Here is a 24,920-nt window from a genome sequence, read left to right as displayed (position 1 = left end):
GCATGGCAAGTAGAAGAGCCAGAGCGACCTCCATAAAGGTTGGGTACCCGCCAAGAACTCCTTGAAGGACCATCCGGGTTGGCCATCCATAGCTACGCCTCCGCGCAATCCCTTAACGATGATGTTTCTCAGGAGATTAGATGGCTCAGGCCTTGCTGCCCAAACCAAGATTGCCATATGTCTAGATGATGCTCGTCCATCGCGTCGAAATGACACCAGCTTTCGCTTTCATCGCTTGAATTCACCGCCGATGGCCGTTATTTGTCAGCGACAGCTACCGAGCCAGAGCTATTGGGCGTGACAGGTAACAAACAGCCGTTAGCTGCCCAAGGCGTCTGCTCAGGTCGCTACCCAAGACATCTTGATATGCGTCCTGGTTTCACCCGTTCGGCGAAAGCCCAGACGTTCATAGAGCTTCTGCGCCAATGGATTCGTTCGGAAAACGCTCAATTGCAAGGGCACCTTTCGGGTCGCGGCGGCCAACTGGAGCTCCTTTAGAATTTGGGTGCCGATACCATTACCTTGGGACTCTCGTGAAAGAGCGATGTTCTGAACGTAGATTCGATCGTCCTCGTCCAGGATCTGGACATATCCAATAATCTGGCCATTGGTTTCAATAACCGAAGTGGCTGCACGTGCGAACTCTGCTGCAAAATTTGAGAGCTGCCAACTTTCATCCCAGCCCCATATTTTCTCGATGTGGCCCTGGAAGGCAGCCCGATGCACGTCAAAAAGAGCAGCTTGGTCATTATCGGTCGCCGGGCGTACATTCATACTCGCTTTTCTCGGTCTGTACTAATACCTTTCATCAAGCGCTGCTATATGTCGGCATGCCCTTGATTCGTGCTATTGAATTTTTGTGAGGCTAGCGGCAGCAAAAATAAACAGCAATCCCGACCACTGCGCCCCTCGGTATCTGACAGCTTCTGCCCGGTTGCAACCGACCGCGCAGTACCCGCTTCATCTACCTTCCAAACAGGCCGCCACTGCGGCCGGGTCAGCCGCCCGCTGTGCCTGGTCGAGTACGCGGAGCAGGTTGCCGCTCCAGATGTTGGCCAGGTCCTGTTCACTGTAGCCAGCGTCGAGCAGGCGCTGGGTGATCTTCGGCAACTGGCTGACGTCCTCCAGGCCTGTCACGCCGCCACCGCCATCCCAATCCGCGCCTATGCCGACATGTTCCGGGCCGACCACCTGAAGGATGTGCAGCAGGTGCTGCATGAACACCTCGAAATCGGCGCGCGGGTGCTGGTACTTGCGATCGACCTCGCGGATGTCGGCATAGAGCTGCTGGACCTGTTCGGGGCTCAGCGCGGCCATGTTCCGGTAGCGCGCGTAGAACTGCAGGCGCGCGCGTTCGCGCTCGGGCTCCGCCTTCAGCGGGATGAGGTAGTCGCTGTAGGTGTTCACCTGGATCACCCCGCCCTTGGCTGCCAGCCGGCGCAGGCGCGCATCGTCGAGGTTGCGCGGGTGGCGGTTGACTGCTCGGCTGCTGGAGTGCGATGCGATCAGCGGCGCCGACGAGCTGGCCAGCAACTGGTCGAAGACCGCGTCCGAGGCGTGCGAGACGTCCAGCAGCAAGCCCAGGCGTGCAGCACGCTGCGCCAGGTCGCGGCCCTTGGCGCTGAGGCCGTGCCACTCGGGCAGGGCGGTGGCCGAGTCGGCCAGTTCGTTGTTGGCGAAGTGCACCAGGCCGAGCATACGCAGGCCCTGCCGGTAGTAGGTGCAGAGCAGGCCGGGGTCGGAGCTGAGCGGGTCGGCATTCTCCATGCTGATGAACACCACGCGCTTGCCCTGGGCGGCAATGGCGCGAGCGTCCGCGGCCGTCGTGGCGAGCGCGAACTGCGCCGAATGGCGGGCGACCAGGTCGCGGATGCGCGTCAGCGTGGCCAGGCCATAGGCGCTGGCTTGGGCGCGGCCTTCGTCGGTACGCGGGCCCTGGGGCGTATAGATGGCCCAGAAGCCGCCGTCCAGGCCGCCTTGCTGCATGCGCGGCAGGTCGACCTGGCTGCCGTCGGTGAGCGTGTCGTGGCGTTGCAGGATGTCCCAGCCGGGGCGGGACAGCTGGATGGGTGTGTCCAGGTGGCTGTCCAGCACCAGCAGGCGCTGGTGCAGGGCCAGGGCCGTGGCGGAAACCCCCTCCGCGGCCTGGGTGCTCGTTGCTGCGCAGCAGGCCATCAGAGTGCCGGCGAGCAGCCGGTACAGGATCGGCGGAGGCATATCAGAACTCCGCGCTGAGGGTGGTCTGGAAGCTGCGGGGCGGGCCGGGGCGGAACAGCGCCGGGCCGTCGGGGCTGGTGAGGATGAAGCCGAGGTAGTTCTTGTCGAACAGGTTGTCGATGTTGAAGCGCAGCTTGACGCTCTTCAGCGGCCCGCCGCCCCACTGCCGTCCGCCCAGGTCAAGGTAGGCGCTGTACAGCGTGTAGCCGCCGATGGACTCGGTATTGGTGAAGTTGCTGTAGCGCGAGTCGATGTAGCGCGCGGTGAAGTTGGCCACCGCCCAGGGGGTGATTTCATAGGTGGCGCCGGCCTGCGCCAGCCAGCGTGGGCTGTCCGGCAGGGTGTTGCCGCTCAGTTGCAGGCCGCCGGCATCGTCCTTGAAGTGGGCGACGTTGTAGGTCAGGTTGCCGTTGATCACCAGTCCGCCGCCGGGCAGCGGCGGCTTCCATTGGCCGCTGAGCTCGCTGCCGTAGGCGACGGCGCGGCCGACGTTCTGGTAGTAGGTCTCCGCCTGGCTGCTGCCGGGCACCGGCGCGGCGAAGGCCTGCAGGCGGTTGTCGAAGACGGTCCGGTAGAAGGCCAGGGAGGCGTTGAATGTCGGCCGGTTGAAGCGGTAGCCGACCTCGTAGTTCTTCGCCCGTTCGGCCTCCGGCGCGGGAGCGTTGGGGCTGGCGGCGCGGTAGACGTCGTCGGCGCCGCGCGGCAGGGCCATGTTCTCGGAGTAGGAGGCGAACAGCTGCGAGCGGCCGTCCAGGTCGTAGACCAGGCCGGCCTGGGGCAGGAAGTCATCCTTCCAGGAGGTCGACAGGCGCGGCTGGCGCCCGGCGATGTAGTCGCCGGCGTTGCGCTGGCCCTCGATGCGGTAATCCAGGTCGAGGCGCTTGAAACCGTATTGCAGGCGCAGGCGGTCGTCGAGCAGCGACCAGGTGTCCTTGAGGTCGAGTTGCAGCGAGTCGCGGGTGGAGGTGAAGTCGCCTTGCAGGTGTACGGGCTGGTCCAGCAGTGGCTGGCCGGCCGGGCTGCCGTCGGTGAGGTTGTAGCGGGCCTGCAGGCGATTGAACACGTCTTTCTCGATCCAGGCGCCGGCCTCGAGGAAATGCTCGCCGAGCTGCCATTGCAGGGCCTGGCTGAGGCCATAGCGGTGCCCGCTGATCTTCGACAGCCCGTATTGCACGCCAAGCGGATCGAACAGGCCGGCCACGCTGCCGGCCTCGGCGTTGTGCAGCGTCGTGGAGGTGGCGTAGGCCTCGGGAGATACCCCGTAGCCGCGCTTGCCCTCGTAGTAGAGGCTGCTGACGCTGCGCAGGTCCGGCGTCAGGGCGAAGCTGCCGCGCAGGGTGGTCAGGTTGTCGCGGCGCTGGTTGGTCGCCTGCTTGTAGTACTGGTTGTAGGCGGTGTTGCTGAAGGGAACGCCGGGGGCTGTCTGCGGCAGCTTCGGCAGGTAGTCGATGTACGGGAAATCGCGCCCGGAACGGCCGAACGGATCGGCCGCCGAACCCTGGTACTGGGCCAGGGTGACGTAGGGCGAGTCGTAGTCGTAGAAGTCGTTGTAGATGCTGCGCAGGCTCAGCTCATGGCCTTCGCCGAAGCGGTAGCGGACCTTGGCCTCGACGTGTTCGCGGTCGATGGTGCCGGGGCCGCGCCAGAGGTCGCCATCGATCTTCGAGCGGCTGAGGTAGGCCGAAAGGCCATCGTGCTCGCCGCTCTCCAGCTTGACGAAGCTGCGTCGCAAGGCGTCGCTGCCGAGGCTGTAGGAGGTGCTGATGCCGGCCTCGCTGGCGGGCATCAGTGTCTGATAGTCGACGTAGGGACCGAGCGAGGCGTAGCCGGGCTGGGATACGTCGCCGGCGCCGGTGGAGGCGGTCACCCGCTCGGTATTCTCGTTGTCCACGTAGCGGTAGATCGGGCTGCCGCCGAACTGGTCGCTGCGCCCCAGCGGCACGCCGTCGATGGAGAAACCGATCTGCTGGAAATTGAAGGCGCGGACGAACACCGAGTTGCCGAACTCGTAGAGCCCGAGGGGATCGTTGACCTGCACGTTGAACCCGGCCAGCGACTCCAGCATCTTCAGCCCGGAGGTGCCGGCCGGCGCCGAGAGCAGCGCCTGGTGGGAGATGGACTGGGTATTGCTGATGTGGTCGACACCGGTGGCCAGGCTCGCCTCGGTGACGCGTGCGCCGACCACCTGGACCTGTTCCAGGCGGGTGTCGTCTTCCTCTGCCTGGGCCGTGGCGCAGGTGAGCGCACCGAGCAGCAGGCTGCCTAGCAGAGGGTAGCGGGTGGGGAACTTCCGTTGTGGTGCCAGAGCTTTCATCGATCGGCCTTGTCTTTCCTTGGGCTGAGGGAAGCCGTCCGGCCCAGCGGGGCTGGCCGGAGGCGGTGGGTTTCCTGGGGTGTCAGTGGCGCGTGGTGGCGTGCTCGTCCAGTTCGTCCAGGGCCTGGGCGAGGAAGCGCCCGTCGGCCCAGTCGCTGACGCGGAAGTCGTGGCGCAGGTAGCCGCGCTGGTGCAGGAAGTCTTTCTTCAGTTCCAGGGCGGCGAGGTTGCGCGCACCCAGTTGCGGGACCAGGTCCAGGCCGGCCAGCCATTGCCGGGCCTGGGCTGCGCTACGCAGGACGCTGAAGCGTGGCAGGAGTTCGGCGGCCGCCTGCGGGTTGGCGTTGATCCAGCGTCCGGCGCGGATCGCCGCGCGGAGGAAGGCCACCACCACTTCGGGATGTTCTTCGGCGAGACGGCGGCTGACCACGGTGGCATGGGGGCCATTGATGTTCTTCAGCGTCCAGTCCGGGTAGCGGTCGAGGTCCTCTATGACGGTGAAGCGACCGTCCTGGAGCAGGCCGGGAGCCTGCCAGGCCTGCACCACCAGGGCGTCGATAGCGCCGTCGGCCAGCGCCTGCACCGCAGCAGCGGCCTGGTGATGTTCACGCAGTTGTGCCCAGAGCGCGGCGGGGCGCTGCGCCGGCTGCAGTTCGCGCGGGTCGCCGTGGTCTTCGAACTCCACCACCTGTACTTCCTCACGGTCGAGTCCGGCCAGTTCCAGGCTGTAGTGCAGGGTCTGCTCGGCCAGCGCATTGAGCACGTCGATGCGCTCGCGGTTGGCGCTGCGCGGTACGCCGACCTTGCGTCCGGCCAGCTGTGCCACCCGGCGGATGCCGGCGCCGGCGCGGACCAGGATCTGCCCCGGCCGCTGGCTGGCGGTGCTGGCCACCAGCAGGGTGTCGCTGAGGTCGGCGCGGGCCCAGAGCGCGGGCACCGCGCCGCCGTCGCGGATCAGGTCGTCGCGGGAGTGGCGGAAATGCGGCAGCCAGCCCTGGTTGTCGGGCAGCGAGCGCAGGTAGCGCGCCCGGGCGCCGACGCGCTGGAACTCTTCGTCCAGCCAGCCCAGTTCGACCGCGATGTTCGAGGCGATCGGCAGGGGGCAGAGGGTGTACAGGGCTTCGGTGGGGTGGGGCGTGGTCATGGACAACTCCTGATTCATCGGGGGCTATGAACGGCAGGCCGGTTGTCCGCCTGTTGTCGTTTGTGTCGGTTTCGTGGTGGCTAGGGGGTTAGCGCCTCGAAGGCCTGGGCCAGGTCGGCCAACAGGTCCTCCACGGCCTCCAGGCCGACGTGCAGGCGCAGCAGGCGTTCGGCCGGTCCCGGTTCGCGTGGCGACTGCTGGCGGACCAGGCTTTCGTAGCCACCCCAGCTGGCGCCCTGGGCGAACAGCGTGAGACGGGCCAGGAAGGCATCCACCGCGGCCTGGGGCCGGGCCTTGAGGACCACGCCAAAAAGCCCGGAGGCGCCGCGGAAGTCGCGCTTCCAGAAGGCGTGGCCGGGGTGTTCGGGCAGCGCCGGGTGCAGCACCCGCTCGACTTCCGGGCGCCCTTGCAGCCAGTGCGCCACGGCCAGGGCCGAGCGCTCGTGCTGGCGCAGGCGCACGCCGAGGGTGCGCAGGCCGCGCAGGCCGAGGTAGGCGTCGTCGGCGCTGGCGATATAGCCCATCTCGCGCACCAGGTTGCGCACCGGCACGAACCAGTCTCGGGTGGTCACCAGCATCCCGAGCATGGCGTCGGAATGGCCGACCAGGTACTTGGTGGCGGCGTGGATGGAGATGTCCACGCCATGCTCGAAGGTCTTGAAGAACAACGGCGTGGCCCAGGTGTTGTCGAGCAGCACGGCCAGGCCGTGGGCGTGGGCGAGGCGCGCCAGGCCCGGCACGTCCTGCACTTCGAAGGTGTTCGAGCCGGGTGCTTCGAGGTAGAGCGCGCGGGTCTGCGGGCGGATCAGCTCGGCGATCGCTTCGCCCGCCATGGGCTCGAAGTAGCTCACCTCGATGCCGTAGCGCGGTAGCAGGCTGTCGAACACCTGGCGCGCGTGCCAGTAGCAGTTGGCGGTCACCAGGACATGCTCGCCGCTGCGCGCCACTGCCAGTACCGCGCCGACGATGGCGGCCAGCCCCGAGGGCATGACCAGTCCGCGGAAGCCGCCCTCCAGTTCGGCCACGGCGTCTTCGAAGGCGGCAGTGGTGGGGTTGCCGTTGCGCCCGTAGAGGTGCCCGCGGTAGTCCGGCTCCTGGCCGTGGTGGCGGTAGTCCTCGAGCACTTCCGGGGAGTCCCAGATGAAGGTCGAGGCACGGTACACCGGGATGTTCACCGTGCCTTGGTGGCTGGCCGGGTCGCGCCCCAGGTGGGTCAGCTGGGTGTCCGGCCGCCAGGTGTTGCGGCGTTTATCGTTCATGTCACAGGACTCGGTCGAGGAAGCGCTGGGTGCGCGGATCACGGGGGTTGCCGAACAGCTCGGCGGGTGCGCCTTGTTCGACGATGCGCCCGCCGTCGGTGAAGTAGAGGGTGTCGGCGATCTCGCGGGCGAAGCGCATTTCGTGGGTGACGATCAGGCAGGTCATGCCGCTGGCGGCCACCGCGCGGATGGTCGCCAGGACTTCCTTGACCGTCTCCGGGTCGAGCGCCGCGGTCACCTCGTCGAACAGCATCACGTCCGGGCGCATCGCCAGGCTGCGGGCAATGGCCACGCGTTGCTGCTGGCCGCCGGAGAGCTGCGCCGGATAGGCGTTCTCCTTGCCGTGGAGGTTGACCTTCGCCAGCAGCTCGCGGGCCCGCGCCTCGACCTCGGTGCGCTGCTCGCCGAGCACCCGCAGCGGCGCCAGGGTGATGTTCTGCAGCACGCTCAGGTGGGGGAACAGGTTGTAGCTCTGGAACACCATGCCGATGTGCCGGCGCAGGGCGCGCGGGTCGGTGCCGGCGTTCACCGCCAGGCCGCAGACCTCGATGCTGCCCGCGTCGATCGGCGTCAGGCCGTTGAGGGTGCGCAGCAGGGTGGACTTGCCCGAGCCCGAGGGGCCGATCAGGCAGGCGATTTCGCCGCGTTGCACGTCCAGGGACATGCCTTGCAGCACGGGCTGCCCGGCGTAGGCCTTGTACAGGTCGCGCACGCGGATTTGCGGGTGGCTCATCGGGGCGGGCTCCAGCGCTGTTCCAGCCGGCGTGACCAGCGGGAGAGGGGGTAGACGCAGAGGAAGAACACCAGGAAGGCGTAGAGGTAGGCCGGCAGCAGCAGGTCCGGCCGGGTCTCGCTGCTCAGGTGCATCTGCAGGCGGGTCATCAGTTCTTCCACGCCCAGCAGGTTGGCCAGCGAGGTGGACATCAGCAGGCTGCAGAACAGGTTCATGGCCGGCGGCAGCAGGGCGCGCAGGGCCTGCGGCAGGATCACCCAGCGCAGGCGCTGGAAGCGGCCCAGGGCCAGGGCTGCGGCGGCCTCCCACTGGCTGGCAGGAATCGCCAGCAGGGCGCCGCGGACGAACTCCGAGACGTAGCCCGAGGCGGGCAGCGCCAGGCCGACGGCGGCCTTCAGCCAGTCGGGCAACTGCACCCAGCGGCCACCCAGACGCACCTCGAAGGGCAGCAGGTAGGCGACGTAGAACATCACCACCAGCCAGGGCAGGGCGCGCAGGCTGCGGGTCAGCAGCGCGGCCAGGCGCGCGCCGGAGCCACGGCCGAGCTGGAGCAGGCCCAGGGTGCTGCCGATGACGCTGGCCAGGGCCATGGCCACCAGCCCCATCAGCAGGTTCAGGGCTGCGCCGCCGAGCAGCGACGGCGTCCACGCCAGCAGCAGGCGTGCCGCGTCGAAATAGGGCCAGGCCAGCCACAGCAGCGCGGCCAGGACCACGGCCAGTGCTGCCGGACGCCAGCCGAGGTACCGGGAAGGGCAGGGGCGGGCCACGCTCAGGGCGCTCATGCGCGCACCTCGCCGGGGATGCGGAAATGCCGTTCCAGCCGGCGCTGCAACCAGGTCACCGCGAGCACCAGCAGCAGGTAGCTGAGCAGCAGCACCGGCATCATCTGCGCGACGTTGCCGTTGTCGGCCCACAGGCGGTTGGCCGCGTAGAGCAGCTCCGGCACGGCGATGGCATAGGCCACGGCAGTGGCCTTGACGATCTGTACGCTGGTGTTGCCCAACTCCGGCAGCGCTTGGCGCAGGGCCAGCGGCAGGATGATCCGGCGGTGCAGTTCGCGACCTTGCAGGCCGAGGGCGCGGGCAGCTTCCAGGGTGGCGACGGGAACGCTGTCGAGCGCCGCGCGCAGAGCCTCGACCTGGAAGGCGCCGTAGTGCAGGCCGATGGCGATGATCGCCCAGGCGGTACGTCCGAGCAGGTGCTCGCCGGCACTGTCGAGCGGCAGCAGTGCGCCAACGCCGAAGTAGAGGAGGAACAGTTGCACCAGCAGCGGGGTGTTGCGCATGGCCTCGACATACACCCGCACCGCCAGTCGCGCACCGCGCCAGGGCGTTGCGGCGAGCAGCGCGCCGGCCACCCCCAGCAGCAGCGCGAGCAGGCTGCTGCCGGCGGCCAGCAGCAGGGTGTAGCCGAAGCCGGCGAGGTAGCGCTGGCGATCGAGCGGGTCGGCGAAGGCGGCCAGCAGGTCCTGCTGGCCGAACCAGTGAAGCAGGCTGTCGATCATGGCTGGCTCGCCGGCTGGGGCTGGGCGTAGTGCGCGCGCTGTTCGGCGACCCAGGGGTTGGGCGGCAGGTGGTAGTGCTGCTCCAGGGCGACGATGCGCCCGGAGGCGTGCCAGTCGCGGACTATCGCGGCGACGGCGTCGCGCAGCGCCGGCTGCTCCTTGCGCAGGGCTATGCCCCAGGGCGCCGGGTCCTGGCCCGGCAGCTTGACCTCGAAGTCCTGCCAGCCCGGCTCCTGCGCCAGCGAGCGGTACAGCACGTCGTCGCCCAGGGCGCCCAGGCAGCGGCCATCGAGCAGCGCCTTGCGCATCTCCGGCAGGCCGCCGAAGGAGACGAACTCGATGCCGTAGCGCGCTTCGTAGGGGCGAACCCAGACGCTGGTCAGGGGCGCGCAGAGGGTCTTGCCGCGCAGTGCTTCCCAGCTGTCGATGCGCGTACTGCGCGGGGCGAACACAGTGGCGGCGGAGCTGTAGTAGCCGGGGCTGACGAAATCCACCTCGCGGCGCCGCGCCGGGGTGTCGAGCAGCGAGGTCACCAGCAGTTCGCAGCGGCCCTGGTTGAGGAACAGCAGGCGATTCAGTGGCGTGACCTGGACCAGCTGCAGCTTCAGCGGCTGGCCGACCTGGGCCGCCAGGCGCTGGTGCAGGTCGAGGATCAGGTCCTGGATCAGCCCGCTGGCCTGGCCGTCCTTGTCGTAGCGCTTGAACGGCGGGAACTCGTCGGCGGTGCAGATGTTCAGGCTGCCGCGCTCCAGGGCGTGCTGCAGCAGCGGCTCGGTGTGCGCCGTGGCGCCGGCCGCGAGCAGGGCCAGCGCCACGGGGAACCCGGCGAGGCGGCGGGGGAGTGCCTTCATGCCGCGCTCCAGCCCTGGCGCACCCGCTGCGCGGCGCCGGCCGGGAAGCGTTGCGCACCGCCGAGTTGCTCGGCGAGGAAGCTCAGGTAGGCGGTTTCCTCCAGGTTGACCAGCAGCCGGGTGGCTGCCAGTACGCCGCCTTCGGCCCAGGCGAAGGGGCCATGGTTGGCCAGCAGCACCGCCGGGGTCCAGGGCTGCTCGCGCAGCGCCGCGACTACCGGTTCGGCGGAGTAGCGCGGGCCCCAGTCGGCGACCGGGATGGCCTGGTCCTCTGCGATGGCGAAGAGCAGCGCGTTGCTGTGGGCCGGCAGCGGCCGGCGGGCGATGGCAAAGGCCGAGAGGTACGGCGAGTGGGTGTGGATGATGGCGTTGGCCCGGGGACGCTCGCGGTAGATGGCCACGTGCAGCGCAGCGACTTCGCGCAGGTTGTCGCTGAGGGTGCCCTGGGGGTTGCCCAGGTCGAAGTCCAGCAGCAGGGCGGCGCCCACCTGCGGGCCATTGAAGGCGGCGATGGCCAGGCGCTGCCCGCCGGGCAGGCGCAGGCTGATGTTGCCCGCGGCGCCGGGGCGCAGCGACTGGCTGTCCAGCAGCAGTTGGCGGGCTTCGGCGACCTCGCGCTCGAATTGCTGGACGAAGTGCACCGCGTCGAAAGGGGAAGGCTGGCTCATGGGGATTCTCCGGTTGGGAGCGGGCGCCGTGGCGGCGCCCGCCGGGGGCGGTCAGAAGCTGTAGTCGGCCTGCACGTAGTAGAAGGCGCCTTCGGCACCGGCCGGGGCGATGTTCGGGTATTCGACGATGCCGCCGGCGGAGCGGTTGGCGAGCAGCAGCTTGTCCGGGTAGCTGTCGAACAGGTTGTTGCCGCCGACGGTGAGCTTGAAGGCCTGGGTCAGGTGGTAGGACAGGCTGGCGTTGGCGACCCACTGTGCGGAGAAGGTCTGGTCGTATTGCGGACCGTTGTTGGAGTCCAGGCTGTACTTGCCGTAGCGGATGGCGCTGGCGGCGGCCTGCCAGTCGCCCTTGCGGTAGTCCAGGCCGAGGATCAGCTTGCTCTGCGGACTGGCGCTTTCGACGTAGCTGAGCGCTTCGCGGTTGATCAGCACGATGCCGGTGCCGGCCAGCGCGCCGGGGTTGGCCTTGACGTGGGTGACCTCGGTCTTGCTCCAGTTGAGGCCGCCGTTGAAGGTCAGGGTCGAGGCGTCCGCCAGGTCGAGGCGGTAGCTGCCGTTGAGGTCGACGCCATGAGTGTTGGTGTCCAGGGCGTTGGTGAAGAAGCTGACCCCGGTGTAGGAACCGTAGCCGGCGGCGTTGAGGATACTGCTGACCTGCGGCCCGGTGAGCGTCTCGGACAGGGCGATACGGTCCTTGATGCGGATGTCGTAGGCATCGATGCTCAGCGAGGCGTTGTCCAGCGGGCGCAGCACCAGGCCGAGGGACAGGTTGGTGGACTTCTCCGGCTTCAGGTCGCTGGCGCCGAGGGCGCGCGCCACCGGGCGGTCGACGCTGAGGGTGCCGACCTGGTAGGCGGTGGGGTCGCCCGGGTGGAAGTCGGTGGTGGTGGCGGAGGTGCCGATCTGCCCGAGGGTCGGTGCGCGGTAGCCGCTGCTGAGGGTGCCGCGCAGGCCGATCCGGGGTGTGAAGTCGAAGCGTGCCGAGAGTTTGCCGGTGGTGGTGGTGCCGAAGTCGTCGTAGTGCTCGCTGCGCCCGGCCACGCCCAGTTGCAGCTGCTCGGTGAGTTGCTGCTCCAGGCCCAGGTAGCCGCCGAACACGTGGCGCGAGTAGCGCCCCTCGTCGCTGTCCTGGATGCCCGGGAAGCCCTGCGAACCGGCGGCCTTGCTGTTGGCGCTGCCGTGGATCCAGGACGCGGTGTCGCCTGCGATCACCTGGTAGTCCTCCTTGCGCCAGGCCAGGCCGCTGGAGAACACCAGCGGGTTGTCGGCATAGCCGACGCTGAAGTTCTTCACGTGGTCGAGGGACAGGCTGGTCTGCTCGTTGACCAGGGTGCCGGCGTCGAAATCGTGCGGGCTGGTGCTGCCGAGGCTGGCGTTGAGGCTGTCGCCGACCTGGTACTCGATGCGGTTCTGCCCGTAGGTGGCGCTGAGGTCGAAGCTGCCCAGGCGTTCGTCGTCGAACTTCAGCCCGGCGGTCGCGGCGCCGTCGCGCGAACGCACGTCGAGCAACGGCAGGAAACCGTTGGGGTAGACCTCGGGCAGGTTGTTCGGGTCCACCGGCCGGCGGAACAGCGCCTGGGAATGCGTGGTGCGGTCCTGGTAGGTGGCGAAGCCGTAGGCTTCGAGCTGGTCGTTGAGGGAGAAGCCGGTGTTGGCGCCCACCTTGAAGTCGCCCAGGCCCGGCGAGCCATAGCGCCAGTCGCGGTCGGCGCTGGCCTCGCGCGGGTCGCCGGCGGGGTAGAACTGGCGGCTGTCGCTGCCGCCCACCGAGGTGCGTTCCTGGCGGGTGCCTTCGGCGTTGAGGGTGAGGAAGCCATCGGCGGGCAGGGTGAATCCCTTGAGGCCGCTGACGGTGCGGGTGAAGCCGTCGCCCTTGGTGTACTGGCCCAGGCTGCCCTGCAGGTCGCCGCCATGGTCGTCCTGGCGCAGCACTATGTTGATGACCCCGGCGATGGCGTCCGAGCCATACTGCGCCGAGGCGCCATCGCGCAGGACCTCGATGTGGTCGATGGCGCTGACCTGGATGGTCGACAGGTCCACCGCCTGGGAACCGCGCCCGAGCGTTGCCTTGGTGTTGACGAAGGCCGAGGCGTGCCGGCGCTTGCCGTTGACCAGTACCAGCACCTGGTCGGCGGCCAGGCCGCGGAGGGTTGCCGGGCGCTGCGAGGAGACTCCGTCGGTGCCGTTGATCTGCGGGAAGTTCACCGAGGGCACCAGGGTTTCCAGCACCTTCGCCAGGTTGCTGCTGCCCACCGCCTGGATCTGCTGGGCGCTGAGAATGTCCACCGGCGCCGGCGCATCGAGCGCCGCCAGGTCGCTGCGCCGGCTGCCGATCACGGTGACCGTCTTCAGTTGCGGCGCAGCCGCCGTCGATGTGCTCGCTTGCGGCGCCTCGCTGCGGTGAATCAGCACCGCGCCACCGGCGATGCGCGAATAGCTCAGCCCACTGTCGCGCAGTGCCGCCGCGAGTGCCTGGTCACGGCTGAGCGCGCCGTGGATGGCCGGGCTGCGATAACCCTGGACCAGTGCCTGGTCGAAGGAAATCGGTTGTCCGGTCAGGCGCGAAATGTTCAGCAGCGTATCGGCCAGTGGCCCGGCTTCCAGATCGAACTGCGTGATGCGTTCCTGTACCGCCGGCGAGCCTTCCTGCGCCAATACGGCGCCGGTGGCCAGTGCGCCGGCCAGTGCCAGCGTGCAGGCGCCGATCCCCCTGATGATCCCCTTGTCCAGCATTCGAAGTGCTCCAGTGCGTGCAAGTGATTCGGCCGGGCGGTCTGTGCGGCGCCGCGCCGTACCGTGTTTCGGTTTCTGCACTGGTTGAGCAACTTCGGTGGGGAATTTTCAGCAGGCATTTAGATCGTTTTCGCTGCACTACCAAACTTTTCGTAAAGCCGGGATTTTGCCTTCCTTATTACACGGGGCACTTTTTGCGGAGTCGTCTGGATAGGGCGTTCGGGAGATTTCATAGGCCATAAGCTGAAAATAAAAAGTTCTAAGGAAAAACTGAAAATACCCTTCGGGAGTTGCTCAGGGGATGAGAACGGCAAGAAGCCGCGATGTTGAAGTGCAACTTTTGAAAGTGCCTGCAACCGTCCATGAAGGAGATCCCGACATGTCCGATGTTTCTCATTACGAAAACACCGTTCCGCGCAGCCTGGTGCATCGCGCCGCCGTCAGCGAAGTATTCCTGACCGGCGCCATACGTTTTGACGACGTGAGCTTCCAATGCGCCGCGCAACTTCCGCGCACCCACAGTTACTTCAGCGAGCATGCCCACGGTGGTGAGCATTACGACATGCTGTTGCTGCTCGAAGTGTTCCGCCAGGCATCGATCTATATTTCCCACGCCTTCCTTGGCGTCAGCCCCAAGGACAAGTTCCTCTATGTCGACAGCGATACTCGCCTGGTACGCCGTGACTTACTGCGTGTCGGCAGTCGACCGGCGTCGGCGCTGATCGATGTGCAGGTGGTGGACCACTACTGGCGTGACAGCGTGCTGTCCGGCGTGACCCTGGACATGCAGTTGCTGATCGACGGCCAGGTGGCCGCTCGCCATGAGCGCATGAGCATCCGCTGGATGCCCTCGGCCAGCTGGGACAAGCTGCGTGCCCGCGGCCTGACCAGCGTGCCGGCGGACACCGACCCGCGGGTGCAGCGCCCCGAGCCACTGGCGCCGCGCCGGGTCGGGCGGCACTGGCTGAACAACGTGGTGCTCGGCCGCGACCTGGCGGAAAGCGAGGAGGGCTTCTCCGCGAGCCTGATCGTCGACCGCGACAACCCGGCGATCTTCGACCATCCGCTGGACCACATCCCCGGCATGCTGCTGCTCGAAGGCTTCCGCCAGGTCGCGCTGGTCGCCGCGCGGCGCTATCGCTCCATCGAGTCCGACGCGTTGCTGCTGTCGCAATGCAAGGTGGCCTTCACCCGCTTTGGCGAGTTCGGGCTTGAGACCCGCTACCGGGTCCGGGAGGCCGAACTGCAGCTGCTGGGCGATGGGCAGACGCTGACGTTGCCGGTGGACGTCGTGCAGGCCGGGCAGGTCATCGCTCGCGCGCAGGTCTGGCTGGTGCCGGTCGCTTCGGCGTTGCCGCTGGAAGTCAGCGGCGTGCCGTTGCACGAAGAGGTGGCTTGAGATGGCCACGCTGAAGATCGTCTGGTTCGACTTCGGTGGCGTGCTGTCGCCACCGATTCCGGAACTGTTTGCCCAGTATGAGCGCAAGACCGGTATCGCTCCGGCTGCCTTGCAGCAGGCGATGCAGGACGTCGCCGATGACCTGGGCGTGCCGATGCTTGCTCCGATCGAGAATGCCCTGCTCAGCGAAGAGCAGTGGGGCATTCGCCTGGCCGAGGCGCTGCGGCGCAACGACCCGCAGCTGGACCTGTCGCGGGCCCGGCTCACCCGCTTCGGCCAGCAATGGTTCAGCGGCGTGCGGCCCAACCCGGCGATGCGCGAGGCGGCGCGACGGCTCAAGAGTGCCGGCTACCAGGTGGGCATCCTCACCAACAACGTGGTCGAGTGGGAGCCGTACTGGCGTGAGCTGGTCGACCTCGATGCGGTGGTCGACCTGATCGTCGACTCCTCGCGCGAGCGCTGCCGCAAGCCGGACGCACGTTTCTTCGAGATCGCCACGCAGCGTTCCGGCCGCCTGCCGGCGCAAAGCCTGCTGATCGACGATGTCGCGGAGAACATCGCCGCGGCAGCCGCGCAGGGCTGGCAGACCCTGCATTTCATCGACAACCCCGGCGCGCTCGATGCTCTCGAGGCGTTGACCGGCGTTGCCCTGCGCGCGTCCGAGGAGGCCCTCGCATCATGACCATCGCCCTGCATACCCGCCCACCGGTGCTGGTCACGCAGATTCCCCGGCTCGACGCGGCGCCGCAGTACCGGCCCGCCGAGCCGAGCGGGGGCATCGCCCGCATCGTCCTGCCCAGCGGCCACCTGGCCTATCACCTGACGCGCTACGAGCACGTGCAGCAGATCCTCACCGACGCACGGGCAATCCGCAGCCCGTGCAACGCCGAGGATGGCGCCAGCTTCCTGCCGACCATCACTCCAGCGGAAATGCTGCTGAACAACGACGCGCCGTTCCACGGACGGCTGCGCAAGGTGATCGCCAAGGACTTCAGCCCGGCCGGCGTGGCCGAACTGCGCGAGCGCGTGGTGGCGGTCACCCAGCAGCGCCTGGCGCTGTTGCAGCAGGCAGGCGAGGGCGCCGACCTGTTCGGCCTGGTGCTGGATGAGGTGCCCGCGACTGTGGATTGCCACCTGTTGGGCATCGACCTGGCTGACCGTGCCTATTACCGGCCGCTCAGCCACACCATGCAGATCGCCTCGGACGAAGACGTGCCGGAGTTGCTGCGGCAGTTCTGGGCGGTCTACGGCTACCTCACGGAGCTGGTGACCGGCGCGCGACCGACGCTGCCCGGCGGCCTGATCCAGCGCCTGGTCGCCGGGCGCGAGGACAGCGAGCCGCCGCTGAACGACAAGGAACTGGTCGGCATCCTCATCGGCGTGCTGGTGGGGGGCGACCAGAACATCCTCACGGTACTGACCAAGGCGCTCTATACGCTGCTCGCCGCGCCGGGGCTGTGGCAAACCCTGGTGGACAATCCGGCGCTGATCCCGACGGCCGTGGAGGAGCTGCTGCGGCTGATTCCGCTGGGCACCATCTCGACCTTCCCGCGCCTGGCCAGCGAAGACATCGACGGTCCCTGGGGGCTCATTCCGGCCGGCAGCGCCATCTACGCCGACGCCTTCGCTGCCAACCGCGACCCCGACGCCTTCACCGACCCGCTGGTGATCCGCCTGGATCGCCAGGGCCCGCGTCACCTGCAGTTCGGCTACGGCATGCACAACTGCATGGGCGCGGCCCTGGCCCGCCTGGAAATCACCACGGTGCTGCAAGTGCTGGTCGAGCGTCTGCCGCGCCTGCGCCTGGCGGTACCCGCCGAAGAGTTGCCGTGGGTACACGGCATCATCCTGCGGCGACCGGCGCGGCTGCCGGTGCGCTGGACCGTCACCCACTGACCGCAACGGGAAACGAACATGAGCAAAGCACTGATCGACAAGGCCCTGCTGGGCATCATCCTGCTGGCGATCTTCGTCGTGCCCAGTTCCATCTCGGGTACGGCATTGGCGCTTCCGGCCATCGGCAGCGACCTGCGGGCTCCGCTGACCAGCCTGCAATGGGTGGTCAATGCCTTCAACCTGGCCTTCGCCTGCTTCACCCTGACCTGGGGGGCGCTCGCCGATCGCCTGGGCCGGCGCCGCTGCTTCGTCAGCGGCGTCGGCCTGTACGTCCTGGCCTCGCTGCTCTCGGCGCTGGCGCCGGCAGCCTGGATTCTCGACCTGGCGCGGGCGCTGGCCGGGGTCGGCGCGGCGGCGATCTTCTCCTGCGGTATCGCCATTCTTTCCACCTACTTCGAGGGTCCGGCGCGACTGCGTGCCTTCGCGCTGTTCGGCACTGTCGCCGGGCTGGGTGTCAGCCTAGGCCCGACCCTTTCCGGACTATTGCTGGACAGCATCGGCTGGCGCGCGATCTTCGCCGCGCACACCGTGACGCTGGTACTGGTGTTGCTGGGCAGCGCGCTGATCCCTCGTGACGTCGCACGACCAGGAGCGCAGCGCTTCGACGTGCCCGGCGCGGCACTGTTCATCCTCGCCCTGTTGGCGCTGATGACGGCCATCGTGCAGGGCTCGCAATGGGGCTGGCAGAGCCAGGGCATCGGCCTGTTGGTACTGGCCTCGGCGGTATTGCTGGGCGTGTTCGCCTGGCAGGAGCGGCGCCATGCGCAGCCGATGCTCGACCTCTCGCTGCTCGCCAATGCGCCCTTCGTGGGGCTGGCGTTGGTGACGGTGGCCGCGTCGTTCGGCTTCGTCACCCTGCTGACGTACCTGCCCAGCTACCTCTCCGGAGTGTTGCGCCTGGCGCCGACCCATGCGGGCCTGGCCATGTTGCTGCTCACCGCGCCCATGCTGGTGTGCCCGATCCTGGCCGGCAAATGGGTCGGCCGAGGCGTTTCGGCAGTGGGCATCCTCAAGGCCAGCCTGCTGGCATTGCTGGCGGGGCTGGTCGGCCTGGCGTTGCTCAGTCAGCCAGGGGCGCTGCTCTGGCAACTGGCAGTGCCGCTGTTGCTGGTGGGCATCGGCATGGGCCTGTCGGCAGGCCTGGTGGACGGCCTGGCGCTGAAGACCGTGCCCGAACCGCAGGCCGGCATGGCGGCGGGGCTGCTCAACACCTTCCGGCTTGGCAGCGAGGCTGTCGCCGTGGCGCTCTACGGCTCGCTGCTGGCGACTTTCCTCGGCCAGCAACTGGGGCCGCGCATCGCTCCGGCTCTTGATGGCCCGGGCAGCCTCAGGCAATGGCTCGACGCAACCGCCGCGGGCAACCTGGACGGTCCGGCGCAATCTTCCGCCGAACTGCTCCAGGCCTTGCAGCCGCTGCTGCTGGCGGGGTACGACCAGGCCTTCCACGGTGTGCTTTGGGTGCTGGCCGGGATCGTGCTCGTCCTGAGCCTGGTGATCGCCTGGCTGGTGCGCCCACTGCGTGCGCAGGAGCGCCAGGCGGCCCCGGCACGCGCCGCGAGCCAGGCGGCCTGATACCCGCGTCGACAAGCGTCCGACGGGCTCTTGCCGGAGCCCGTTGGCGCATGTCCGCGTGTTTTGTTTCTTATAGCTCGCGGTGTGGTGGTAGAAATTTTTTATTCCTTCTGAGAGGAGCCCTGATCATGCAGATTGATAGCCAACCGGTTCCTCGCAGGTCCCGGATGCGCCGGCTTGGCGCTCGTTCCCTTCACCGACAGGCCCACTACCGCACCACCCGTTGGCGTGAGCAGTCCCCAAAGGCCTCGATTCATATGGACCATGAAGCCCTCAAGCACAAAGTGTTCGGCCAGTTGTTCCAGCAGAACTACGCCTGGCTCTGCGCCCGGCTGTCCTACCGTACCGGTTGCGCGCACAGCGCCCAGGACATTGCTTCGGAAACCTTCCTGCGGGTCTGGTCGCACACTGATCCCAGCGCCATCCGCGAGCCACGCGCGCTGCTCACCACCATCGCGCAACGCCTGATGTACGAAGGCTGGCGCCGGCGCGAACTGGAGAATGCCTATCTGCAGGTGCTGGCCGAAACGCCCGAGCAGACCCACCCTTCGCCGCAGGAGCAGTGGATCCTGGTGGAGAGCCTGTTGGCCATCGACCGTCTGCTCGATGGCCTGTCGACCCAGGCCAAGGCGGTGTTCGTGTACAGCCAGATCGATGGCCTGACCTACACCCAGATCGGCCTGCGCCTGAACCTGTCGCTGGGGCGCGTGCACCAACTGATGACCGACGCCTTGCGCTGCTGCTATCAGGAGTTCGCCGGATGAGTCGCAAAGCGATAGCCGATCCGCTGGTGGAGGAGGCCATCCAATGGATGGTCAGACTGCAGTCGGGGGAAATCTCACAGGAGGAGCGCCAGGCGCTGGAGCATTGGCGAAGCGCCTCGTCGCAGCACGAGGCAGTCTTCCTGAAGCTTTCCCAAGGGCTGTCTCCGCTGCGTGACTCGCCGTGGCGATCACAGTCCGGGGACCAACTGCTGCGCGCCATCCAGGCCCCCTCCGGGCGCCGCCAGTTCCTGCGCGTGAGCCTGGCGCTCGGCGGCCTCACGCTGGCTGCCGGAGCCATACTGCGCCTGGAGCGGGCGGGCCTGGCGCTGCCTGGCGACCTCTACACCGGCACTGCCGAACGGCGCTTCTGGATCCTGGAGGACGGCAGCCGGCTCGACCTGAATGCCCGCAGCGCGGTGGCCACCCGCTTTGACGCCGAGCGGCGAGGGCTGCGCATGCGCCAGGGAGAGCTCCTGCTGCAGATCGCGGCGGATCGCCGGGGGACTTTTGCGCTCGAAACCGGCGTGGGCCAGGTGCGTGCCTCGCAAGGACGCCTGCTGCTGCGCGAGGAAGCGCAAGGCATGCGCCTGGTGACGCTGGACACGCCCGCGCAGCTGACTCTCCCCGACGCCAGGACGCATGCGCTCGACGTTCGGCGAAGCGTGCTGTTCAACGAGCACGGCCTGCTGGCGGACGAGGCGATGCAGCCTTCGGAAAGCGCCTGGGTGGATGGCTGGCTGGCGGCGCACGATCGTTCGCTGGCCTGGGTGATCGAGGCGATCAGGCCCTACCGCCGCGGGATACTGCGCCTGGACGCGGCCATTGCCGGATTGCGCGTAAGCGGCCTGTATCCGCTGGACAATAGCGACCTGACGCTGGAGATGCTCGAACGAAGCCTTCCGATCCGGGTGGTTCGGCGCAACGATTACTGGGTGAGTATCGAAGCGCAGGGCTGATGATCGGCTGGTACTCAACGGCATCTACCCCATTAGTAATGTGCTTCATTACGGCATATTGCCTAGTTTTCTAGGCGGCCCCTTGGGATGATCAAGAATAGCTCTGACCTTTTGGTAGCCTGAGAGACAGAAAGTCGATCCCATCTACATGACTCATATGCTCACACTCGGCAGTACGCTACTAGCACCTAGGCGATCCAGCACCCAGCGGGCCTGGTATTGATATTCCTGTGTCTCAATTTTGTATCTGGAAAGAAATGTTTTGTTACATCCGTCCCGGGACAATTTGTGATCGACATCACGCCTCCTTCAGCGCTTTCCTTGAGAGAACGTCAGACGGAGCGTTATCTGAATGATGCATGCGTAGGCATGTAGAAGGCCATAAGGATGTTGGCTGTAGCTGTTAATCGCACTGCTACGTATCAGGGACGAAAACATGTCAGACGAAAGCTCTCTAGGGGCTGGAACTCCTGTGGATACCGGTTTGGCCTCCTTGGTCATGCTGGCACGCTTTCACAACCTCGCTGCTTCTCCCGAACAACTGGCACATGAATTTGCTGAAGATGGGCGCAGCTTTGGCAGTGCTGAACTGTTGCTCGCTGCGAAGAAGCTCGGGCTGAAGGCGAGACAAATCCACAGTACATCCGAACGTCTTTCGAATACGCCCTTACCAGCTATTGCGGCCGACCTTTCCGGTGGCTACTTCATCATCGCTCGCCAGGACGGTGATAAAACGCTGATCCACGACCCACTCATCAAGCGCCCGGAAGTCCTGGAGCGTGAAGCGCTGGAGTCTCGGTGGGAGGGGACGCTGATCCTGATTCGTTCCGAAGCGTCTCTCGCTGGTGAGCTATCTCGTTTCGATTTCACCTGCTTCATCCCTGCAATCGTCAAGTACCGCAAGCTGCTTGGCGAGGTACTGCTCGTTTCGTTTGTCCTGCAAATCTTCGCCCTCCTGACTCCGTTATTCTTCCAAGTGGTGATGGACAAGGTGTTGGTTCACCGAGGGTTGTCCACACTCGATGTCATTGCCATCGGCCTGCTCGGCATCATGATCTTCGAGTCGTTGCTTTCTGGTTTGCGCAGTTATGTATTCGCTCATACCGCAAGCCGCATCGATGTCGAGTTGGGATCCCGGCTCTTCCGGCATCTGGTCACGCTCCCTTTAGCTTACTTTCAGGCTCGCCGGGTAGGGGATTCCGTCGCTCGCGTGAGGGAATTGGAGAACATCCGCAGTTTCCTGACCGGCAATGCGATCACGCTGATTCTCGACGTCTTTTTCTCGATCGTTTTCATTGCTGTCATGTTCTTCTACAGCGGCTGGCTCACGCTGGTCGTGGTTCTCTCGCTTCCAATCTACTTCATCATTTCGTTGCTGATTACTCCTGTACTGCGCGCTCGGCTGAACGAGAGCTTTACCAGGAACGCCGAAAACCAAGCCTTTCTGGTAGAGACGGTCAACGGCATCGATACGCTGAAGGCGATGGCCGTCGAACCGCAGATCAACCGCAAGTGGGACAACCAGTTGGCCGGGTATGTGGCGGCCAGCTTCAAGACACAGACGCTCTCGACTCTTGCGAATGAAAGTGTTGGCTTTGTTGGCAAGCTGGTAACGGTGGCCACGCTGTGGCTGGGGGCCCGATTGGTCATCGACGGGCAGCTGAGCGTCGGACAGCTGATTGCGTTCAATATGCTGGCCGGCCGTGTGGCTCAACCCATCATGCGTCTCGCCCAGTTGTGGACGAACTTCCAACAGACCGGTGTATCCGTCCAGCGGCTGGGCGATATTCTCAATACCAGGACCGAAGCAAACCAAGCTACCCGAAGCGCTTTACCGCCGCTCAAGGGCCATATTGAGTTTGATCAGGTGCATTTCAGATATCGGCCTGATGGTTCGGAAGTGTTGCGGGGTATCAGTCTCGCGATACAGGCTGGAGAAGTTATTGGCGTAGTGGGACGCTCAGGGTCTGGAAAAAGCACGCTGACACGCCTATTGCAGAGGCTCTATACCCCCGAGCGTGGGCGTGTGCTGGTGGATGGCATGGATCTCGCGCTCGCCGACGTTTCCTCTCTTCGCCGACAGATCGGCGTTGTCTTGCAAGACAACATGTTGTTCAACCGAAGCATTCGGGAAAACATCGCCCTTACCGATCCAGGTGCTCCCATTGAGTTGGTCATTAATGCAGCCAAACTGGCGGGCGCCCATGAGTTCATCCTGGAACTGCCAGAGGGCTATGACACTGTCGTGGGCGAGCATGGCGCCTCGCTTTCGGGTGGGCAGCGACAACGAATTGCCATAGCGCGGGCCTTGATTGGTAATCCCCGCATTCTGATCTTCGACGAGGCCACCAGCGCTCTGGACTATGAGTCGGAACGCCTCATCCAACAGAACATGCAGGCTATCTGCAAAGGTAGAACCGTAATCATCATTGCCCACCGCTTGTCAGCGGTGCGTGATGCCAACCGAATCGTCGTGATGGACCGGGGGCAAATCGTCGAGCAGGGCAGCCACGTCGAATTGCTCTCTCATCAGGCAGGTCACTACTCGCGCCTGCATCGCTTGCAGCAGGGGTAAGTCATGGGCGCAAGAATGGAGTTGCTCAGTCGCTATCGTTCGGTATGGCGACATGCCTGGCGGCATCGCAAGAATATGGACTCTCCGATTCGTCACTCGCACGAAGTGCACTTCTTACCGGCGGCTTTAGCATTGCAGGAAGCCCCAGTCCATCCCGCGCCTCGGGTGATCCAGTGGTTAATTCTGGCATTTGCTGCATTGACTCTGATATGGGCTTGTGTGGGCGAAATCGATGTCGTTGCTACGGCCACTGGGAAAATCGTCCCGAGTGGAAAGTCCAAGGTTATACAACCCAGCGAAGTGGCCGTGGTCAAGGCTATCCACGTTTATGACGGCCAGAAAGTAAAAGCGGGAGATCTGCTAGTTGAACTGGACTCCCAGATTACGGGGGCAGACGTGGAGCGAATCAGGAGTGACCTGCTTGCTGCCCAGATCGACGTCGCCCGTGCCTCTGTACTTCTTGATGCCATTCAGACTAATCGTGAGCCCACCTCACTGGCTGGCTTGATACCTCAAGCTTCTACCGATCAACAAGTCGCTGCACAACGCTGGTTGCAGGGCCAGTATCTCGAACTGAAAAGTTCACTTGATCAAATCGACGCGGAGATTGATCAACGTAGCGCTGAGATTCAAGCCGGAAAGGCCACCATCGCTTCACTTGAAGAAAGCCTTCCAATAACGAGGCAGTTGGCTGCAGATTATAAAAAGCTGCTGGATCGAGGGATTCTTGGCAAGCACGCTTGGTTACAGCGTGAGAAAGAGCGTCTGGATCAGGAGCGAGAGTATCGTGTACAGCAGTCTAAGGAGTCTGAGCTACTAGCAGCAAAAATGGAATCGGAGCGTCGTCGCCAAAGCGTGCTGGCACAAACGCAGCGCGCCATGTTGGATCTCCAACATGAGTCGTCGCAGAAGGTTACAGGCTTAGTGCAGGAGCTTCGTAAGGCCGAGCAGCGTGATCATCTTATGCGCCTTACATCACCAGTGGATGGCACCGTCCAGCAATTGGCAATCCACACTGATGGAGGGGTTGTAACTGAGGCCCAGCCGCTAATGGTCATTGTTCCTTCGGATCAACCTGTTGAAGTCGAAGCGATGCTTGAAAATAAAGATATTGGTTTTGTCGCGCCTGGGCAAAAGGCAGAGATAAAAGTAGAAACTTTTAATTTTACTAAGTATGGAACGGCTCGTGGAGAGGTGATAAGTATATCTAATGATGCAATAGAGGATGAGCGCAAGGGTCTTTTATATGGTGCGAGAGTAAAAGTCGATAGAGGTGAAATGGATATTGATGGAAGGAAGGTTTCTCTCTCTCCTGGAATGTTGGTGTCTGTAGAGATCAAAACAAATCACAGGAAAATAATCGACTACTTCCTGAGTCCTTTGCAGCAGCATCTTAACGAAAGCCTTGATGAACGCTAGGAATTGCTATGGCAGGCGTCAGTTGTAGGTGTCATCTGATGATTTTCTAATTGTCTTGGTAAAAAGTTTTTTGTCTTAGCGATTATAGTTTGTAGGCGCAGTGTTTGGTATCGGTCTACTTGGTGAGGTGATGTTGGTGAGAAAGTCTTCGCGGTTTGTCATTGGTAGTTTTTTGGTGCTCGCTCTGTCTGCAATTGCTGTTTTGTATTTTGGACGGCTTGTTACTGATTCTGGGCGGAATGACTCTAAATGGATCCGGGAGGACATGTGGAGGGCTAGTTATTTTAATAAGAAAGGTAAGGGGCTGGCTGAAAGTGATTTGACTAATATTCTAAGTATCCAGCCTGGAGCTTCTGAGGATGAGGCCTTTGTTGATTATGTTGGAAAGGATAAGTGTGAAGTGGATGCGGCTGTGTGTAATGAAAATAATATTGAAATAGCAAACTTGCTTATAGATAGTGGGCATGCGGAATCTGCCTTGAAATTACTTGAACGTGTTCGGAAACGATTGCTAGAGATGCATGTGTGCCCCATTGAATTTGAGTCAAGTTTGCTTAGGTACAAAGAGAAGCAGTTGAGTGGCTATTCTCCGGAGGCTGCTCGAAAGGAGGCTGCGGCCGTAATAAATAGAATAAGGATGAAGGGAGGTGTGATATATGATTTGCGAACAGAGAGTTGCGACTCATTAGCTAGAGAGAAGCCGGAGCTTTTTCATGAGTACGTAATTATATCGGCTCGAATTATGCAAATGGGTGATGTTGAGTTGTTTAAGGCAGGTGCATTTATTGAGTCTGTAAACTCAGTTCGATATTAAGGATGTGAGGCGGAATGTCTCTAAGTCGAAACTTTCAATTTTACGAAATATGGGGTTATTCATGGTGTTGTAAAGAGTGTCTCTAACGTTGCCATTGAGGAC

Annotated in this window: 20 protein-coding genes; 9 read left to right on the top strand and 11 right to left on the bottom strand. The window is 64.5% G+C overall.

Features of this window, described 5'->3' with window-relative positions; genetic code table 11:
• Positions 1–339: 339 nt before the first annotated feature.
• From QSJ95_RS12440 to QSJ95_RS12390, 11 genes are all read right to left on the bottom strand, one after another.
• Positions 340–774, bottom strand: coding sequence for a GNAT family N-acetyltransferase (locus tag QSJ95_RS12440; RefSeq protein ID WP_285642705.1), 435 nt, complete (start codon positions 772–774; stop codon positions 340–342).
• Positions 775–960: 186 nt separating this feature from the next.
• Positions 961–2,217, bottom strand: a complete 1,257-nt coding sequence (locus tag QSJ95_RS12435) for a dipeptidase (RefSeq protein WP_285642703.1) — start codon at positions 2,215–2,217, stop codon at positions 961–963.
• Position 2,218: 1 nt separating this feature from the next.
• A complete protein-coding gene (locus QSJ95_RS12430; protein ID WP_285642701.1) occupies positions 2,219–4,531 on the bottom strand; it encodes a TonB-dependent receptor in 2,313 nt (770 codons plus the stop codon).
• An 82-nt stretch (positions 4,532–4,613) separates the two neighbouring features.
• Entirely contained in the window at positions 4,614–5,675 is a 1,062-nt protein-coding gene (locus QSJ95_RS12425; protein WP_285642698.1) for an ABC transporter substrate-binding protein, read from the bottom strand.
• An 80-nt stretch (positions 5,676–5,755) separates the two neighbouring features.
• Positions 5,756–6,934 carry a cystathionine beta-lyase gene (metC, locus tag QSJ95_RS12420; RefSeq protein ID WP_285642696.1) on the bottom strand — a complete coding sequence of 393 codons (1,179 nt, stop codon included), beginning with the start codon at positions 6,932–6,934 and terminating at the stop codon, positions 5,756–5,758.
• A 1-nt stretch (position 6,935) separates the two neighbouring features.
• Positions 6,936–7,667, bottom strand: a complete 732-nt coding sequence (locus tag QSJ95_RS12415) for an amino acid ABC transporter ATP-binding protein (RefSeq protein ID WP_285642694.1) — start codon at positions 7,665–7,667, stop codon at positions 6,936–6,938.
• Complete coding sequence (locus QSJ95_RS12410; RefSeq protein ID WP_285642692.1) at positions 7,664–8,449, bottom strand: amino acid ABC transporter permease; 786 nt, start codon at positions 8,447–8,449, stop codon at positions 7,664–7,666. The genes QSJ95_RS12415 and QSJ95_RS12410 overlap by 4 nt, the downstream gene beginning before the upstream one ends.
• Positions 8,446–9,171, bottom strand: coding sequence for an amino acid ABC transporter permease (locus QSJ95_RS12405; protein ID WP_285642691.1), 726 nt, complete (start codon positions 9,169–9,171; stop codon positions 8,446–8,448). The genes QSJ95_RS12410 and QSJ95_RS12405 overlap by 4 nt, the downstream gene beginning before the upstream one ends.
• Entirely contained in the window at positions 9,168–10,022 is an 855-nt protein-coding gene (locus QSJ95_RS12400; RefSeq protein ID WP_285642690.1) for a transporter substrate-binding domain-containing protein, read from the bottom strand. Before QSJ95_RS12400 ends, QSJ95_RS12405 begins: the two co-directional genes overlap by 4 nt.
• Positions 10,019–10,690: a class II aldolase/adducin family protein gene (locus tag QSJ95_RS12395; protein WP_064583486.1), complete on the bottom strand. Its 672-nt coding sequence runs from the start codon at positions 10,688–10,690 to the stop codon at positions 10,019–10,021. Before QSJ95_RS12395 ends, QSJ95_RS12400 begins: the two co-directional genes overlap by 4 nt.
• 51 nt (positions 10,691–10,741) lie before the next feature.
• On the bottom strand, positions 10,742–13,423 hold the full coding sequence (locus tag QSJ95_RS12390; protein WP_285642686.1) for a TonB-dependent receptor: 2,682 nt from the start codon (positions 13,421–13,423) through the stop codon (positions 10,742–10,744).
• 379 nt (positions 13,424–13,802) lie between these two features.
• Here QSJ95_RS12390 and QSJ95_RS12385 point away from each other — a divergent pair, with 379 nt between their 5' ends.
• The 9 genes from QSJ95_RS12385 to QSJ95_RS12345 all read left to right on the top strand — a co-directional run bounded on the left by QSJ95_RS12385 (position 13,803) and on the right by QSJ95_RS12345 (position 24,818).
• Positions 13,803–14,822 (top strand): ScbA/BarX family gamma-butyrolactone biosynthesis protein, encoded by a 1,020-nt coding sequence (locus QSJ95_RS12385; protein WP_285642684.1) that lies wholly within the window; start codon positions 13,803–13,805, stop codon positions 14,820–14,822.
• A gap of 1 nt (position 14,823) precedes the next feature.
• On the top strand, positions 14,824–15,504 hold the full coding sequence (locus QSJ95_RS12380) for an HAD family hydrolase (RefSeq protein WP_064583484.1): 681 nt from the start codon (positions 14,824–14,826) through the stop codon (positions 15,502–15,504).
• Complete coding sequence (locus tag QSJ95_RS12375; protein WP_069865911.1) at positions 15,501–16,718, top strand: cytochrome P450; 1,218 nt, start codon at positions 15,501–15,503, stop codon at positions 16,716–16,718. Before QSJ95_RS12380 ends, QSJ95_RS12375 begins: the two co-directional genes overlap by 4 nt.
• Positions 16,719–16,736: 18 nt before the next feature.
• On the top strand, positions 16,737–18,290 hold the full coding sequence (locus tag QSJ95_RS12370; RefSeq protein WP_285642677.1) for an MFS transporter: 1,554 nt from the start codon (positions 16,737–16,739) through the stop codon (positions 18,288–18,290).
• A 257-nt stretch (positions 18,291–18,547) separates the two neighbouring features.
• A complete protein-coding gene (locus tag QSJ95_RS12365; RefSeq protein ID WP_285642675.1) occupies positions 18,548–19,054 on the top strand; it encodes a sigma-70 family RNA polymerase sigma factor in 507 nt (168 codons plus the stop codon).
• Positions 19,051–20,010: a FecR family protein gene (locus QSJ95_RS12360; RefSeq protein ID WP_285642673.1), complete on the top strand. Its 960-nt coding sequence runs from the start codon at positions 19,051–19,053 to the stop codon at positions 20,008–20,010. The genes QSJ95_RS12365 and QSJ95_RS12360 overlap by 4 nt, the downstream gene beginning before the upstream one ends.
• Positions 20,011–20,446: 436 nt before the next feature.
• Positions 20,447–22,585 carry a type I secretion system permease/ATPase gene (locus tag QSJ95_RS12355; protein WP_285642671.1) on the top strand — a complete coding sequence of 713 codons (2,139 nt, stop codon included), beginning with the start codon at positions 20,447–20,449 and terminating at the stop codon, positions 22,583–22,585.
• Between the two features lie 3 nt (positions 22,586–22,588).
• Positions 22,589–24,004, top strand: coding sequence for an HlyD family type I secretion periplasmic adaptor subunit (locus tag QSJ95_RS12350; RefSeq protein ID WP_285642669.1), 1,416 nt, complete (start codon positions 22,589–22,591; stop codon positions 24,002–24,004).
• Between the two features lie 136 nt (positions 24,005–24,140).
• The gene (locus QSJ95_RS12345; RefSeq protein WP_285642667.1) at positions 24,141–24,818 is read left to right on the top strand and encodes a hypothetical protein; all 678 of its coding nucleotides are present in this window, start codon (positions 24,141–24,143) and stop codon (positions 24,816–24,818) included.
• The last annotated feature ends 102 nt before the right edge of the window (positions 24,819–24,920 follow it).

The organism is Pseudomonas sp. NBRC 100443 (assembly GCF_030268185.1).
GTDB classification, from domain to species: domain Bacteria; phylum Pseudomonadota; class Gammaproteobacteria; order Pseudomonadales; family Pseudomonadaceae; genus Pseudomonas; species Pseudomonas citronellolis.
This window is presented reverse-complemented; position numbering and strand designations above follow the sequence as displayed.

Excerpts from the sequence above, each read along its gene's own strand:
- QSJ95_RS12370 (WP_285642677.1), top strand. The coding sequence starts at position 16,737 with ATGAGCAAAGCACTGATCGACAAGGCCCTGCTGGGCATCATCCTGCTG.
- QSJ95_RS12395 (WP_064583486.1), bottom strand. The coding sequence starts at position 10,690 with ATGAGCCAGCCTTCCCCTTTCGACGCGGTGCACTTCGTCCAGCAATTC.
- QSJ95_RS12435 (WP_285642703.1), bottom strand. The coding sequence starts at position 2,217 with ATGCCTCCGCCGATCCTGTACCGGCTGCTCGCCGGCACTCTGATGGCC.
- QSJ95_RS12355 (WP_285642671.1), top strand. The coding sequence starts at position 20,447 with ATGTCAGACGAAAGCTCTCTAGGGGCTGGAACTCCTGTGGATACCGGT.
- metC (WP_285642696.1), bottom strand. The coding sequence starts at position 6,934 with ATGAACGATAAACGCCGCAACACCTGGCGGCCGGACACCCAGCTGACC.
- QSJ95_RS12365 (WP_285642675.1), top strand. The coding sequence starts at position 18,548 with ATGGACCATGAAGCCCTCAAGCACAAAGTGTTCGGCCAGTTGTTCCAG.
- QSJ95_RS12425 (WP_285642698.1), bottom strand. The coding sequence starts at position 5,675 with ATGACCACGCCCCACCCCACCGAAGCCCTGTACACCCTCTGCCCCCTG.
- QSJ95_RS12375 (WP_069865911.1), top strand. The coding sequence starts at position 15,501 with ATGACCATCGCCCTGCATACCCGCCCACCGGTGCTGGTCACGCAGATT.
- QSJ95_RS12385 (WP_285642684.1), top strand. The coding sequence starts at position 13,803 with ATGTCCGATGTTTCTCATTACGAAAACACCGTTCCGCGCAGCCTGGTG.
- QSJ95_RS12440 (WP_285642705.1), bottom strand. The coding sequence starts at position 774 with ATGAATGTACGCCCGGCGACCGATAATGACCAAGCTGCTCTTTTTGAC.
- QSJ95_RS12390 (WP_285642686.1), bottom strand. The coding sequence starts at position 13,423 with ATGCTGGACAAGGGGATCATCAGGGGGATCGGCGCCTGCACGCTGGCA.
- QSJ95_RS12415 (WP_285642694.1), bottom strand. The coding sequence starts at position 7,667 with ATGAGCCACCCGCAAATCCGCGTGCGCGACCTGTACAAGGCCTACGCC.
- QSJ95_RS12405 (WP_285642691.1), bottom strand. The coding sequence starts at position 9,171 with ATGATCGACAGCCTGCTTCACTGGTTCGGCCAGCAGGACCTGCTGGCC.
- QSJ95_RS12410 (WP_285642692.1), bottom strand. The coding sequence starts at position 8,449 with ATGAGCGCCCTGAGCGTGGCCCGCCCCTGCCCTTCCCGGTACCTCGGC.
- QSJ95_RS12350 (WP_285642669.1), top strand. The coding sequence starts at position 22,589 with ATGGGCGCAAGAATGGAGTTGCTCAGTCGCTATCGTTCGGTATGGCGA.
- QSJ95_RS12360 (WP_285642673.1), top strand. The coding sequence starts at position 19,051 with ATGAGTCGCAAAGCGATAGCCGATCCGCTGGTGGAGGAGGCCATCCAA.
- QSJ95_RS12380 (WP_064583484.1), top strand. The coding sequence starts at position 14,824 with ATGGCCACGCTGAAGATCGTCTGGTTCGACTTCGGTGGCGTGCTGTCG.
- QSJ95_RS12430 (WP_285642701.1), bottom strand. The coding sequence starts at position 4,531 with ATGAAAGCTCTGGCACCACAACGGAAGTTCCCCACCCGCTACCCTCTG.
- QSJ95_RS12400 (WP_285642690.1), bottom strand. The coding sequence starts at position 10,022 with ATGAAGGCACTCCCCCGCCGCCTCGCCGGGTTCCCCGTGGCGCTGGCC.